Here is a 14,497-nt window from a genome sequence, read left to right on the forward strand (position 1 = left end):
CCCGGTCAGCGTTCCTGGAGCCGTCGCAGCCGCTCCGCGGCCCTGGAAAGACCCGCGTCTGCGGCGCGCCGGTACCACTGGGCGGCCTGGTGAGGATCGCTGCTCTCCAGCATTCCACCGAGATTGAGCATCCCCATGGGCTCACCGGCCTCGGCCGAACGGCGATACCACTCAAGCGCGTCGGCGGCGCGGCCGGTGTCGGAGAGGATGTTACCGAGGTTGTTCATCGCCTGAGGGTTGTCCGCCTCGGCGGCCCTGCGATACCACTGCTCCGCCTCCGGCAGACGCCCACCCGCCTCCATGAGCTGGGCGAGGTTGTACATGGCGCTCGAATCGCCGGCGTCGGCGGCACGGCGAAGCCACCGCTCGGCCTCGGCCGTACGGCCGCTCTGCAGCAGGAGCGTGCCCAGCACGAGCATGCCCGTCGGGTCGCCCTGATCCGCGGCGGCGCCGAGCCACTTCTCGGCCTCGGGCAGGTCGTCCCTGTCGACCGCGTCGAACGCCACGGCGACCATGGAGGGCGCGTAGCCGCGCTCGGCGGCCCGCCGATGCCACGTTCGCGACTCCTCCTGGTCGCCCGCCTTCACCGCGAGCACGGCGAGGTTGTGCATCGCGACCGCGCTGCCCGCGTCCGCGGCGCGACGGAACGACTCCGTGGCCTCGGCGGTGCGCCCCTCCGCGAGGAGGCTCGCACCCTGGCGGATCATGGCATCGGTGTCGCCGGCCTCGGCCCCATGATGATCTTTCGCCGCGGCGGTGTCGAACTGCGGGTTCGCGGTCATGTCGAGGATGGTCCGGATGAGCGGTCCCATCCCCGGCACGCTCGGGACCGCGGCAGCGCCGGAGTCGGTCACGGCCTGGTCGTGCTTACGGAACAACGGCATGGCCGCCTCCCTTTCCGTCGGAATCGGTCTTCGGGCCGGCACCGGAGGGTCCGCGCACGGCCAGGTTCCAGTCGAACTCCCACGCCCGGACGGTCCCGTCGGCTCCGGCGGAGAACGCGACGGTCTCGCCGGGGCCCAGCACAACGTCGTTGACGCTCCCGGTGTGCCCGGTGAGCGCACGGAGGCATCGGCCACCGGTGACCCCCCACACACGGATGGTGGAATCGTCCCCGCACGAGACGACGAAGCGGCCGTCGCTGGTCGGCCGGGCCGCCCTCGCGTTGCCGCCGGGAGATTCCAGCACCCTGACGCACTCGCCCGTCGCGGTGTCCCAGACGCGGATCGTCCGGTCGTCGTACCAGCCGGTCGAGAGCAGGAACCGCCGGTCGGCGCTCGCCTGGAGCGCGTGGATCGCGTGCGTGTGCCCGCGGAACACCCGCGGGCGCCGCCGGTCATCGAGGTCCCACAGGCGGATGGCGTTGTCGGAGCCGCTCGTCGCGGCGAGGCGGCCGTCCGGATCGAGCCACAGCGTGGTGGTCAGGTCGTGGTCGGCGTCGAGGGATCTCAGACACTCACCGGATTCCATGTCCCACAGCCGGACGGTGTTGTCGCCGCCCCTGACCAGGGCCAGCCGTCCATCTGCCGTAAAGCGCGCCGAGCCGGCGCCGAGCGTGAGCCGGAGCGAGGCGAGGCGGTCGCCCGTCGTGACCGACCACACGTCGAGGGAGCCGTCCGGGTTCGCCAGCAACAGGCGCCGTCCATCGGGGGTCAGCTCGACCGGTCCCCACGAGTTCGGCAGATCACCGATGATCAGGTGGCTCTCGCCGGTGCCGGCGTCGAGGACGTGGCCGGTGCGGTCGCCCAGTCTGACCGCCAGCGCCGTCCCGTCGGCCGAGCAGGCGAGGCCGACGACGGCGGCATCGTAGGACGCGACGACCCGCGGCGACCAGCCCGCGCGCAGCCCGGTGCGGACGACGCCGGCTTCGCGCCCCAAGGCCCGCCACGCCGCCAGGACCTCCGGTGTCCGCTCGTGGCCCTGTGTCGCGCGCGCCCGGGTCAGGACGTCGAGGGCCTCGTTCAGGCGCCCTGTGGCCCTGGCGCGTTCGGCCTCGCCGACCATCGCCGTCACCCTGCGCTGGGAATCGGTGAGCTCGGCGTGCCGGCGTGGCCGGCTGAGCCGGGGCGGAGCGGTGTAGGGGGCGGGCAGCCGCCACCACCGCGCCGTACCGTCCTCACCCGCCGACAACGCCCGGCCGCCGCCGGGCGGCAGCACGACGGCGGCCACCCTGCCCGCGTGGCCCCGGTAGCTGCGCAGGCACCGGCCGGTCGCGACCTCCCACAGCCGGACCACGCCGTCGCGTCCCCCGGTCAGCAGCAGCCGCGCATCGTCGCTCAGCGCGAGGCTCTCCGCGGAGCAGGCGATGGCGCGGACGCACTCGCCGCTCTCCACGTCCCACACGCGAACCTCCCCGACGTGGGCGGTGGCGGCGGTTCTCCGGTCGGCGGCGAGGTGGATCGGGACGTCCAGCTGATCGTTGGCCGGCAGAACCCGCCGGTCGCGGCCGGCGGCCGCCTTCGGCACGCAGGCGATCCCCTCCTGCGTACGGAAGAGCATGAGGCCGCCGTCGGAGCTCACCTCGACCGGCCCCCTCAGATACCCCTCGACGACGTGTCGGGCCTGGCCGTTGCCGACCGCCCACACCACGACCGTGCCGTCGCTGGTGCCCGCGGCGACGCTGCCCGCGTCCAGTGCCAGGCGCAGCGACCGTACGACCGTGTCGCCCGAGCGATAGTGCGGTGTGAAGGTCCGAAGCTCGCGGCCGTTCCTCAGATCCCAGAGCCGGACGAGCTGGTCCGAGCCGACGCCGGCCGCGTAGCGGCCGTCGGCGCTGATGTCGACGGCATGGGTCACCCCCGCAAGCTCCAGCAGGCATCGGCCGGTCGCGACCTCCCACAGCCGCACCGTCCCGTCGCAGGCCGTCAGCGCCAGCCGCCCGTCGGGGGTGAGACGGATCTCAATGCCGGGCGGCGACCGGCGGACACGCTCACCCCGTCGCTGCTCCGCCCACTGCTCGTAGACGTACCAGGGGATGCGGCGGATCTCGGGCCCGCCCGACGGAGTTTCGCCGCGTTCGCGATGAACCTCGGTGAGCAGATCCAGCCGGGCGTGACCCGTGTCGGCGTGGACCGCCTCGAGGTCGGCGACGAGGTCCTCGTCGGTGATGGCGCCGCGCCGCCATCGGAGCAGGCCCAGGTTGTAGATGGCCTCGGGGTGTCGTGGGTCGGCGGCCAACGCCGCCGCGAACGACTCCTCGGCCTCGGCCGGCCGCCCGAGGTCGAGCAGCGACAACGCGCGATTGTTGAGCTCGCCCGCCCGCAGGTCCGCGGGGTGTGGTTCCGGGCGCGGGTGGTCGTGACCGGCGATCCGGCGGTAGAGGGCCCGCAACTCGGCGGCGACGTCGGCCATGGAACGCGGGCGATCCTCCGGCCGCTCCGCGAGGCAGTGTTCGAGCAGCTCCGCGACGCCCTCGCACATCTCCGGCAGGCCTGCCTCGCCTGCTCCGCCTGCCCGGTAGGCGGCGAGCGCCTCACCGGCGGCCGCCCCCATCATCCAGGTCACTCCGCCGGTGAACATCTCCAGCACCGAGACCGCGAAACTGTAGACGTCGGTCCGCCGGTTCAGCGGCAGCCCTTCGGCTTGCTCCGGCGACGCGTACGCCCTGGTCATCCCGCCGGTCGACACGAGCACGCTGGCATCGGCGCGGTCCGGTCCGTCACCAGCGCCCGCAGCCGCGGTGCGGGCGCGGGCGAGCCCGAAGTCGGTGACCTTCGCGGTCCCGTCATCGTCGATGAGGACGTTGGCGGGCTTCACGTCCTGGTGGACCAGGCCACGGTCGTGTGCGTGCTGCAGCCCCCATGCGGTCTGGATCGCCAGGTCCAGGATCCGGATCTGAGCCCGGCGATCGTCACCGGTGTAGAGGCTGTGATCGTCGATGCGGTCCCGCAGGCTGCCGCCGGGGACGTATTCGGCGAAGACCCGTGGGATGCCGCCGAGCACGCGCACGTAGTGGCAGGAGCACACGTTCGGGTGCAGGCCCAGCGACACCCAGGTCTCAGCCTCCGTGACGAACAGGCTCCGCCCTCCCGGGGTGCGGAACATCTCGGGCCGGGGGCACTTCACCGCCAGGTCCGTGTCCCATCGCAGGTGCCGAACCCGGTAGACCAGGCCCATCCCACCGCTGGAGTGGACGTGCGTCACCTCGTACTGGTCCGCGATGACGTCCCCGACTCGCCAGACCGGCGGAACCTCGCCCATGTCAGGCGGCGCGGAAGTCGTCCAGCGCCGCGAAGTCACGGTCGACCACCGCGGACGCGATGACGCTCCGTACCCATTCCCGAGCCTTCGTCAGCGGGTGGCTCGGAATCAGGGAATCCCACTCGGGCGCGTCGCTGGGCTCGTAGGGGAGTTCCGGGGCGTAGGGATGCGGCGTCCGGCCGGTGGCAATGCCACGCCGGATCAGCACCGTCGTCTCACGTATGCCGCTGATGTCCCACTCCTCGAACTGCCCCCGCAGGATCACCGTACGAGACGCCTTGGCCAGCACGAACGACGCTCGGAAGAGCCGTCCGGTGGGAGAGGAAGGCAGGGGCTCGGCGACGAGCGAGTACAGGGTTCGCACCCCGTCCAGGGAGACGATGTCCGCTTCCACCAGCCGCGGCGATCGGCTTCCCCGCCCGTCCCCCGTCGCGGCGTGCGCGCGCGCCAGTTCACGGCGGAGCGTATCCAGGTCCTCAAGCCAGACCGGGGTGGGCGGCAGCGCATCCCGGACGTTCAGCACGACGGCGTCACGCGTTTGCGGGTCGAACCATCGGCCTTTCTCATGCGACTCGAACCCGGACGTGTCGAAGGTGATGACGGGGGCGGACCCGGCGGGAGCGGCGGGAGCGGACGGGGCAGAACGCTGCTCCAGAGCCTCCCGCGTGCGGGCGAGCTCGGTTCGCGCCTGCTCGTCGCCCGTGTCGGCGGCCTTCTGGAACCACTGCGCTGCCTTAGCCGCGTCCCCTCCCTTCCGCAGCAGGAGCCCGAGGTTGAACATGGCGTCGACGTTCCCTTCGTCGGCCGCCTTGCGATACCAGTGCTCGGCCCTCTCCGCGTCTCCCTGACGCTCCATCGAGCGTCCGTAGCGATTCATCGCGGGCACGTTCCCGCTCCTGGCCGCCCTGTGGTAGAGGCCCTCGGCCTCGTCGGGCCTGCCCAGGTCCGAGAGCGTGCGGGCCAGTCCCCACACCGCGTCCTCGTCGCCACCATCGGCGGCCTTGCGGTACCACTCCTCGGCCTCGGCATGGTCCCCGCGCTGCCCCAAGGTGTAGGCGACGTTGTAGGCGCCGAGGACGTCCCCCGTGGCGGCAGCCTTGCGATACCACTCCTCGGCTCCCGCGGAGTCATCCCGCTTGCCCAGCAGGACGCCGCACCAGTTCATCGCCTCGACGTTCCCCGCCTCGGCTGCCGCGCTGAAAAGCCTCTCCGCCTCGGAGAGATCGCCCTGCTTGTTGCGTTCGATCCCCAGGCGCAGCATCTCCTCAGGTGTCACGAGCCACAATCTAACAGACGAAGATGTCTTTATAGGCGACCCCAGGCGCCGCTCGGGACAGCGCGGGCGCGTCGAGCAGGCCGGCGCGACGCCGGTCAATCGCCGTTATCGTGGCCAGTACCGTGGGTGTGACCGGCACGGGTCGACCAGGTCGTATCGGTGCCTGCTTCCCGGGTTCAGATCCTTGATGTGGACCAGGCGCCGACTGTCCGCCTCGTCGAGTTCACCGACTATCAGCGGCATGGCGGCGACCACAGCCCCCATTGCCAGGCCCAGCCCTGCCATACCTCTCTGTCCCTGGCTGAACCGGATGTGATGCATCCCCGACTTCTCGATGGCATCGGTCTCCGACGGATCCTCCAATTGACGCGCGCCCCTGGTAAGGAAGGCGTCAAAACCCTTCTTTGCCGCATCGGGGAGAAGCGCGAGATCCTTCTTTCCCGCCCACTTGATCTCGCTGACGTGCCGTTGGGATGTAGAAGGTGCAGGACCACGACACCGGCCCGGGGAGCGAATTCCTGGAGGATGTCGGCCATAGTGGCGATAACTCGCTGCCCGGGACGCCTGACGAGATCGGTGGCGTGGTCGTCGTCGCCCACCAGGACGATCGAGTCGTTGTCGGCGACCAGGGAATAGCCGGACACGTGGGGAATGCCTCGCCGTCGCGCGGATGCAGCACCTGGAAGCCGTCGCGATGGATGGACAGTCGTCCGATGTGGTCGCCGAGCACGTGCGCGGCGACATCTTTGACGCTCCATCCCGGACAGATCGTCGGCTGGGACCACTCGCCTGGGTCGAGGCAGCGCAGCAGGTCGATGAACGCGACCTGCTGCTCGGCGAGCACGGGCCGGACGTCGATGGGCGGTCCCGATCAGGAGGTGTCGGTCATCGTGCCCTTCTGAGAGTTAGCGAGCCGCCAGCAGCATGAGTTCGGTTTTGAGGTTGTGGCGGGCGGCGGTCTCCCAGCGCTCGCGGCCCGGCGCCGTACGGAACAGCGCGGGCGCGTCGAGCAGGCCGCGCAGCACGTCGGCGCGGCCCTGCCGGAACGCCTCGTCCGGGATCGCGGCGTACTCCTCGCGCACGGCCGCGGCGTACGCCGCGTAGCGCTCCGGGTCGGCGGCCAGGATCGCCAGGTCGGCGTCGCTCAGGACGGCGCCGTTGCGGTCGCCGGGCTCGGGGTCGTGCGCCGCGGTCATCCGGACCAGCCGGGCGACCTCCGCCACCGTCTCGGCCGGCAGGTCGGTGTCGGCGAGCATGCGCTCGGCGAGGACGGCGCTGCGCTCCTCGTTGTCGGCGTGCAGCGGCTGGTAGACCGCGTCGTGGAACCACGCCGCGAGGCGTACGACGTCGGCGTCGTCGGCCTCGCCGGCCAGCTCGTCGATCCGGTCGAGGACCTCGGCGAGGTGCTCGGCGGTGTGGTAGCGGCGGTGCGGCTCCTCGTAGCGGCGGATCAGGTCCGCGCCGAGGACCTCGGGGCCGGGCCAGCGGGTGAGCAGGCTCATCAGACCGCCCTCGCGGTCCAGCGTCCGCCGGACCTGTCGATGGTGATGGGGTGGTCGAAGCACGCGCTGATCAGGTCGGTGGTCAGCACGCCGTCGGCCGGTCCGGAGGCCAGCACCCGCCCCCCGCGCAGGAGGATCGCGTGGGTGGTGCTGGCGGGCAGCTCCTCGAGGTGGTGCGTGACGAGGACGCTGGTCAGCGACGGCTGCGCGCGCCGCAGCTGGTCGATGGAGGTCAGCAGCTGCTCCCGGGCGGCGACGTCGAGGCCCGTGGCCGGCTCGTCGAGAAGGAGCAGGCTCGGCCGAGGCATGAGGGCCCGGGCGATCAGGGTGCGCCCGCGTTCGCCGTGCGAGAGCGTCGGCCAGCGGGCGTCGCGGCGGGCGGCCAGGCCGAGCAGGTCGATCAGCTCCTCCGCGCGGTCCAGCTGCTCCGGCGCGGGCTTCCAGTGCGGCACGAGCTCGATGGAACCGGTCGCGCCGGTCAGGACGACCTCGTGGACCGTACGGGCGGACCGGAGCGGGTGGTGCGGGTTGACGTGGCCGATCCAGGCGCGCAGCTCGCGGACGTCGATCCGGCCGAGCCGGTGGCCGAGGACCTCCACCTGCCCGCTCGTCGGATGCTGGTAGGCGCCGACCAGGCTGAGCAGCGTGGACTTCCCCGCGCCGTTGGCGCCGAGGAGGGCCCAGTGCTCGCCCTCGTGGACGGTGAGCGACACGTCGTCGAGCAGCGCCCGGTGATCCCGGACGAAGCGCACGTCTTCCACACGCAGCACAGGAGTCATCGAAAGCGAGCGTACGGCACCCCCGATGCGTCGCGCCTGGCGAGGGGACGGCCGACGGCCATTGCGCCGGAGGCTGTCGCACCCCCGATGCGTCGCGCCGGCGGGCGTTGCGCCAGCGCGGCCCTCGCACCGGAGGCCGTCGTGCCAGTGGCCGTCGCACCGGCGGGCGTCGCGCCAGCGGCCGACACGCGCGGGGGCGGCTTGTTGCGCCCGGGGGCCGGCCGCGCCACTATGGTCACTCGATTGACTTAGGTAAGCCTAACCTCACTGCTCGGGAGACTCGTGCGGCTCTACATCGTGGCGGGCAAGCGGACCGACTCTGTCGTCCACGGCTTCCTGCCCGCGGCGGCCTCGCTCGGCCTCGACGTCACCCTGCTCACGGACCGATCGTGGCCGGAGGAGACGGTGCGGTGCGACGTCACCGACTTCCGGGCCGTCATCGACGCCGTCTCCCGGCGCGAGGCCCCTGCCGCGATCTTCTCCAACAGCGACCACCTGCAGGCGCCCACCGCCCTGGCCGCCGAGTACTTCGGGCTGCCGGGCAAGGACTGGCGCGCCGCGCTCCGCACCAAGAACAAGGCGCTCATGCGCCGCGCGCTGGGCGGCGTCTTCGCCGTCGAGCTCCTGCCCGGCCAGGAGTCCCCCGCCCTCGCCGACGCCCCGTACCCGCTCGTGGTCAAGCCGCGCGAGGGCGTCGCCAGCGAGGACGTCTTCCTCGTCGGGGACGCGGCCGAGCTCGCCGCGCGCTGCCGCGAGATCTGGGACCGGCGGCCGGACGCGCTCGTCGCCGAGGAGTACCTCCCGGGTGACCTGCACACGCTGGAGACGCTGAACGGCCGGGTCCTCGGCGGGTTCCGTACGACGCTGTCGCCACCGCCGCACTTCGTCGAGGAACGCCTCGACTGGGCGCCGCCGCCGTACTCCGGCCAGGTCCTGGACGCGCTCTGGCGGCTCGGGGTCGGGTTCGGCGCCTGCCACACCGAGTACGTCGCCCAGGAGGGCCGGGCGCGGATCGTCGAGGTGAACTACCGGATCATCGGCGACCACTGCGACTTCCTGCTCGGCGAGCTGCTCGGTGTGCCGGTCTTCGAATGGGTGATCCGCGCCCACCTGGGCGAACCGACGCCCGAGCCGCCGGCCCCCACCGGGAACGCGGCGGTCGACTCGGTGATCGCGGACCGGTCCGGCAGGCTCACCGCGGCGCCCGTACGGCAGGAGTTCGAGGATGATGGCGTGCGGGTGGCCTACTGGCCGGTCCGCGAGCCCGGTGACGTCATCGCGCGAAGCCGCACCAACCGGGACTATCTCGGTACGATCCGCGCCGTCGGCCCGGACGCCGCCCGCGTCGACGCCGCGATCGGGCGGTTCCGCGCGCGGCATCGCTGGGAGATCGACGCATGAGCCACCCGTCCGCGCCGAGCCGTGTCGTCGCAGCGGGACGTTCCGCCCAGGAGGGCAATCTCGCCGCACGAGTGCTGGACGCGCTGCTGCGCGAGGACTACGGCGGGCTCGCCCGCCGTGCCGACGGCGACCGGCTGACCCTGCCCGGCGGCCGGTCCGTCGCGCTGAGCGCGACGGCGCCGGGAGATCCGGGCCGGTGGGGACGGTGGCCCGGGTTTCTCGCCGAGCGCGTCGTGGACGACGCCGTCGGGCTGGAGGAGGTGCTCGGCGTCGTACGCGCGCTGGCCGATCCGCGCGACGACGTCGCGGCGTTCGAGCGCGAGTGCCGGGAGGCGCTGCGGGCCCTGCGCCTCCACGAGGCCGTACGCACGCGACCGGCCGGGATCACCCGGTACGACGCCCTCGCCGCGGCCCTCGACCACCCGGTCTATCCGGCCGCCCGATGCCGTCTCGGCCTGGACGAGCGCGACCTGCTGGCGTACGCGCCGGAGTTCGGGCCGTCGTTCCGGCTCGCGTGGACCGCCGTGGCCCGCTCGGAGCGGCACGGCGACCGTCCCGCGTGGTGGCCCGCCCCGGGCGACCTGGGCCTGCCCGCGGGACACGACGTGTTCCCCGTGCATCCGCTGACCGCCCGCCTGGTCCCGACCGTGCCGGGGCCGGCCGTCACGGTACGCCCGACGCTGTCGATGCGCACGGTGGCGGTGGACGCCCGCGAGCATCTGAAGCTCCCGTTGCCGATCAGCACGCTCGGGCTGCGCAACCGGCGGGTGATCATGCCGGGCACGCTCTCCGACGGCGCGCTCGTCGAGCGCGTGCTGCGCGCCGTGGCCGAGCGAGAGAAGGCCCCGATCCTGCTCGCCGACGAGCAGACGTACGGTCACGCGGACGACGACCCGCTGCGCGGATACCTGGTGCGGCGGCTGCCCGCCGACGGCGTCCCGGTCGCGGCGCTGCTCGCCCGGACGCCGGAGGGCCCGTACGTCATCGAGGAGCTGACCGACGACGTCGCCGGCTTCTTCGGGGCGTACCTGGGCGTGCTGTTCGACTGGAACGTTCTCCTCGCCACGCGGTACGGCATCGCGCTCGAGGCCCACCAGCAGAACGTCTCGATCGTGCCCGGCGACCCGCCGCACCTGATCATCAAGGACAACGACGGGGCGCTCATCGACCTGGACCGGCTCGCCCGCGCGCTGGGCCGTGCCCCGGGTCCGGAGGAGTTCGCCGACCCGCGCCTGCTCACCTCCGACCCAGAGGCCCTGGCCCGCGTCTTCGTCACGATCACCGTGCACCTGTGCGCCGGCGCGCTCGCCTTCGGCCTCGCCGAGCGCGGCCTCCTCGACCTGGACACCGGCCTCGGTCTCGTCCGCGACCGGCTCGGCGTGGCGCTCGACGCGTACGACGACACCGGCTTCCTGCGGGCGCGCACGCTCGACGCGGACCGGCTGCCCGTCAAGGCGATGATCACCGCCGGGACCCTCGTCGGCAAGGACCGCACCGGCGCCCAGGACATCAACAAGCACTACGGCCCGCCCGGGCCGAACTACCTCAACGCGAAAAGGTCGGCCACGTGACACCGCTCGCCCCGCCCCCCGCCTCTGCCCGCTCGTCCGACCAGGCGACCCGGCGAGTCGACGCGAACGAGGCCACCGCCCCGGTCTCGCCCGCCTCATCCGACGCGGCGATCCGGCGGACCGACGAGGACGAGGCCGCCGCCCCCGACTCGTCCGATCCGGCGGCGCGGCGGGTCGACACGAACGAGGCCACGACCCTCGACTCGCTCGATCCGGCGGCGCGGCGGGCTTACGCGAACGAGGCCACCACACCCGTCTCGCCCGGCTCAGCCGACGCGGCGATCGGACGGACCGGCGCCACCGCCGCTGTGTCGCCCAGCTCATCCGACGCGGCGAACCGGCGCACCGACGCCACCGCCCCTTCGTCGCCCGACTCGCCTGGCTCGCCTGGCTCAGCCGACGCGGCGATCGGGCGGACCGGCGCCACCGCCCCTGTGGCGCCCAGCTCATCCGACACTGCGAACCGGCGCACCGGCGCCACCGCCCCTGTGGCGCCCGGCTCGTCCGACGCGGACGAGGCGACCGCCCTCGCCCTGCTCAACTGCGCGGTCCGCGAGCTGTGCGCGCCCGAGCAGCAGGTCCGGGTCGGCGAGCCGTACCTCACCGCCCGGCTGCCCCGCGTCGGCGTCACCCTGCGCGCCCGCCTGCGCCGGCCCTCGCTGATGAGCCCCCGCCTGGCCGGCCCGATCGAGGAGCGGCGCGACGGCTGGATGCCCGTGGACTGGCGGCGGCTCACCGACCTGATCGCCGGGGAGCTGGAGCTGACGACCGGGACGGCGAACCCGGAATTCACCGCGCAGGTGGCGGCCAGCCACGACGCCATGGAGCTCATCGCCCGGCAGCGGCGGCCGGGCGACGCCGACCCTTTCCTGCGGTCGGAGCAGTCCCTGATGGCCGGGCACCGCTTCCACCCCTCCCCCAAGTCGCGGCAGGGCGCCGACTGGCCGGCGTACGCCCCCGAGACCGGAGCCCGGTTCCCGTTGCACTGGCTCGCCGTACGAGAGGACGCCGTCGCCGAGGAGGGCGACGTCTCCCTCCTGGACCGGCTGGGCCCCTCCGTCCGCGCCGGCTACCGGGTCCTCCCGGCGCACCCCTGGCAGCTCGCGCTGCTCCGGCCGGACTCCGACGCGATCGTCGATCTCGGACCGTACGGCCCGGAGGCGGTGCCGACGTCGTCCGTGCGGACGGTGTACGTCCCGGACGCCTTCCTGAAGTTCAGCCTCGACGTCCGCATCACCAACTGTGTGCGCAAGAACGCCTGGTACGAGCTGTCCGGCGCGGTGGCGCTGACGCGGGCGCTGCGGCCGGTGTTCGACGGGCTGCCCTGCGAGCTGCTCACCGAGCCCGGCTACCGGACGGTGTCCGTCGGCGGCACCCGCCTGCGGGAAGGGCTCAGTGTGATCGTTCGGGAGGGCGTGCGCGGCCTGCCGGGCACCCCGCTGCTGGCCGCCGCCATCGCCGACCCGGACGGCGGCAGCCCCGCCGCCGTCGCGACGCTGCTCGGGGACGACGTGTCGCCCGATCGGCTGCTGGCCTGGTGGGACGCCTACGTACGGCACGTGGTGCCGCCGGTCCTGCACGCCTACCTGCGGCACGGCGTCGTCCTCGAACCGCACCTGCAGAACGTCCTCGTCGCGGTCGACGGCGATGGCATGCCGATCCGGGCGATCTTCCGTGACCTGGAGGGCACCAAGCTCGTGCCCGAGCCGTGGGCGGCGTTCCTCAGCGATCTGCCCGGCCCCGTCGCCCGCGCCCTGACGTACGACGCCGAACGCGGCTGGAACCGCGTCGTGTACTGCCTGTTCGTCAACCACCTGGCCGAGGTCGCGGCCGCCCTCGCGGACCTGCGCCCGTCGCTGGAACCCGCGCTGTGGCGGGTGGTACGGCGGCACGTCGCCCGCTGCGCCGACGAGACGCCACCGGGGACGGACGGCGCGGCCCGCCTGCGGGCGCTACTGGCCGGCGTCCCGCTGCCGGCAAAGGCCAACCTGCGCACCCGATGGGCCCGCGACCCCGACCGGCAGGCGACCTACGTCTCCGTCCCCAACCCGCTCGCCGAGCTCCCGACATGACCGCCGCGAAACCCCAGGAACCGGAGGGCGTCGGGGGAACCCGGGAACCGGGGGTGGTGGGGGAACCCGGGGAACGGAACCCGGGGAGCCCGGGGAACCCGCGCGACCGTCGCCTGACCCGCTCACCGAGCAACCAGGCATGACCGCCGCGGAGTCCGAAGAACCGGCACAACCGCCGCCGAACCCACTCGCTGAGGAGCCGGGCATGACCGCCGCGGAACCCGGGCAACTGGCACGACCATCGCCGAGCCCACTCACCGAGGAGCCGCGCATGACCGTCGCGCCTTCCGAAGCGGTCCGGGAACGCGCGCTGTCGACGAGGCTGCCCGCCTACGTGTACGACCTGGGGGCGCTGCGGGCGCACGCGGCGTCGGTGCGCGCGGCGATCCCGGTCGAGATCTTCTACGCGGCGAAGGCCAACCCCGACGCGCGCCTCCTCACCGCGCTCGCCCCGTACGTGGACGGCGTCGAGGTCTCCTCCGGCGGCGAACTCGCCCACGTGCGGGCGGCCCTGCCCGGCGCGCGTCTGGCGTTCGGCGGCCCGGGCAAGACGGGCGAGGAGCTCGTGTCGGCGGCCGACGCGGGCGTCGACCGGATCCACGTCGAGAGCCCGTACGAGCTACGGCGCCTCGCCGCCCTGCGCGTGGAGATGGACGTGCTGCTGCGCGTCAACCTGCCGGTCGCGATCAGCGGGGCCGCCCTGCGGATGAGCGGCCCGTTCGGCATGGACCCCGAGGCGCTCGGCGCCTGCCTGGACGTCCTGGAGCACGCGCCCTGGCTGCGCCTGCGCGGCCTGCACGCGCACCTGGCGTCCGGGCTGGAGGCCGGGCCCATGTTGGAGGTCGCCGCCCAGATCCTCGGCTGGGCACGGACCTGGATGGACGGCCCCAAGGAGGTCAACCTGGGCGGCGGCATGGCCGTCGACTACCGGAACCCCGGCGCCCGCTTCGACTGGGCGGAGTACGGCGCGGGCCTGGCGGCACTGCGACGCCCCGAGGAGACGCTGCGCATCGAACCAGGTCGCGCGCTGACCGCCTACTGCGGGTGGTACGTCACGGACGTGCTCGACGTGAAACGGTCGCACGGCGAGTGGTACGCGGTGCTGCGCGGCGGCACTCACCACCTGCGCACCCCGGTCACGAAGGGCCACGACCAGCCGTTCGCGGTACTGTCCGCGGAAGGCGGGCAGGTCACGGGTGGTAGGCGGCTCGCGGACGGCGGACCGGAAGCGGCGGGCGGACCGGGCACCGTCGGCAGGCCGGACGTGAGCAGCGGACCGGCGACGGGCGGTGCGCCGGTCGCGCTCGACGGGCGGCTCCCACTCGACGAGCCGGGCGCGGCCCGTAGGCCGGACGTAAGCGGCGGACCGGCGGCGGCTGGTGGGCCGATCGCACTCGGTGGGCGCCTCGCGAGCGACGGACCGGTCGCGAGCGGCACGGTGACATTGGTCGGGCAGCTGTGCACGCCGAAGGACGTGTTCGCCCGGCAGGTCCCCGTGGACCGTCTCGCCGTCGGCGACGTCGTGGCGTTCGCCCTCGCCGGGGCGTACGCGTGGAACATCTCCCACCATGACTTCCTGATGCACCCGAAACCGGCCTTCGAGTACGTCGAGGACGAGACCCTCCACTGACCCTGAACACGACCTGACGGCCGCCGCGCGTCTTTGGCCTGGATGCCGAATCCAGGCCAAAGACGC

At 73.1% G+C, this 14,497-nt stretch carries 10 protein-coding genes; 4 read left to right on the forward strand and 6 right to left on the reverse strand.

Annotated features, from left to right (window positions below; genetic code table 11):
• Positions 1–5: 5 nt before the first annotated feature.
• The 6 genes from ACYVF7_RS49405 to ACYVF7_RS49430 form a co-directional block, all read right to left on the reverse strand.
• Positions 6–884 carry a tetratricopeptide repeat protein gene (locus ACYVF7_RS49405; RefSeq protein ID WP_460353500.1) on the reverse strand — a complete coding sequence of 293 codons (879 nt, stop codon included), beginning with the start codon at positions 882–884 and terminating at the stop codon, positions 6–8.
• Positions 868–4,200 carry a WD40 repeat domain-containing serine/threonine protein kinase gene (locus ACYVF7_RS49410; protein ID WP_460353502.1) on the reverse strand — a complete coding sequence of 1,111 codons (3,333 nt, stop codon included), beginning with the start codon at positions 4,198–4,200 and terminating at the stop codon, positions 868–870. The genes ACYVF7_RS49405 and ACYVF7_RS49410 overlap by 17 nt, the downstream gene beginning before the upstream one ends.
• A 1-nt stretch (position 4,201) precedes the next feature.
• Positions 4,202–5,476, reverse strand: coding sequence for a tetratricopeptide repeat protein (locus ACYVF7_RS49415; RefSeq protein WP_460353505.1), 1,275 nt, complete (start codon positions 5,474–5,476; stop codon positions 4,202–4,204).
• A gap of 391 nt (positions 5,477–5,867) precedes the next feature.
• Positions 5,868–6,320: a maleylpyruvate isomerase N-terminal domain-containing protein gene (locus tag ACYVF7_RS49420; RefSeq protein WP_460353508.1), complete on the reverse strand. Its 453-nt coding sequence runs from the start codon at positions 6,318–6,320 to the stop codon at positions 5,868–5,870.
• A 61-nt stretch (positions 6,321–6,381) separates the two neighbouring features.
• Positions 6,382–6,978, reverse strand: coding sequence for an HD domain-containing protein (locus ACYVF7_RS49425; RefSeq protein WP_460353510.1), 597 nt, complete (start codon positions 6,976–6,978; stop codon positions 6,382–6,384).
• The gene (locus tag ACYVF7_RS49430; protein WP_460353513.1) at positions 6,978–7,757 is read right to left on the reverse strand and encodes an ABC transporter ATP-binding protein; all 780 of its coding nucleotides are present in this window, start codon (positions 7,755–7,757) and stop codon (positions 6,978–6,980) included. The genes ACYVF7_RS49425 and ACYVF7_RS49430 overlap by 1 nt, the downstream gene beginning before the upstream one ends.
• Before the next feature lie 282 nt (positions 7,758–8,039).
• Here ACYVF7_RS49430 and ACYVF7_RS49435 point away from each other — a divergent pair, with 282 nt between their 5' ends.
• The 4 genes from ACYVF7_RS49435 (at position 8,040) to ACYVF7_RS49450 (ending at position 14,431) form a co-directional block, all read left to right on the forward strand.
• Positions 8,040–9,158 carry a siderophore biosynthesis protein gene (locus tag ACYVF7_RS49435; RefSeq protein WP_460353515.1) on the forward strand — a complete coding sequence of 373 codons (1,119 nt, stop codon included), beginning with the start codon at positions 8,040–8,042 and terminating at the stop codon, positions 9,156–9,158.
• Positions 9,155–10,729, forward strand: a complete 1,575-nt coding sequence (locus ACYVF7_RS49440; RefSeq protein WP_460353517.1) for an IucA/IucC family protein — start codon at positions 9,155–9,157, stop codon at positions 10,727–10,729. The genes ACYVF7_RS49435 and ACYVF7_RS49440 overlap by 4 nt, the downstream gene beginning before the upstream one ends.
• Complete coding sequence (locus tag ACYVF7_RS49445) at positions 10,726–12,801, forward strand: IucA/IucC family protein (protein WP_460353518.1); 2,076 nt, start codon at positions 10,726–10,728, stop codon at positions 12,799–12,801. Before ACYVF7_RS49440 ends, ACYVF7_RS49445 begins: the two co-directional genes overlap by 4 nt.
• Before the next feature lie 205 nt (positions 12,802–13,006).
• Positions 13,007–14,431, forward strand: a complete 1,425-nt coding sequence (locus ACYVF7_RS49450) for an alanine racemase (protein ID WP_460353521.1) — start codon at positions 13,007–13,009, stop codon at positions 14,429–14,431.
• Positions 14,432–14,497 lie beyond the last annotated feature (66 nt).

The sequence above is a fragment of the Actinoallomurus acanthiterrae genome (genome assembly GCF_054775715.1).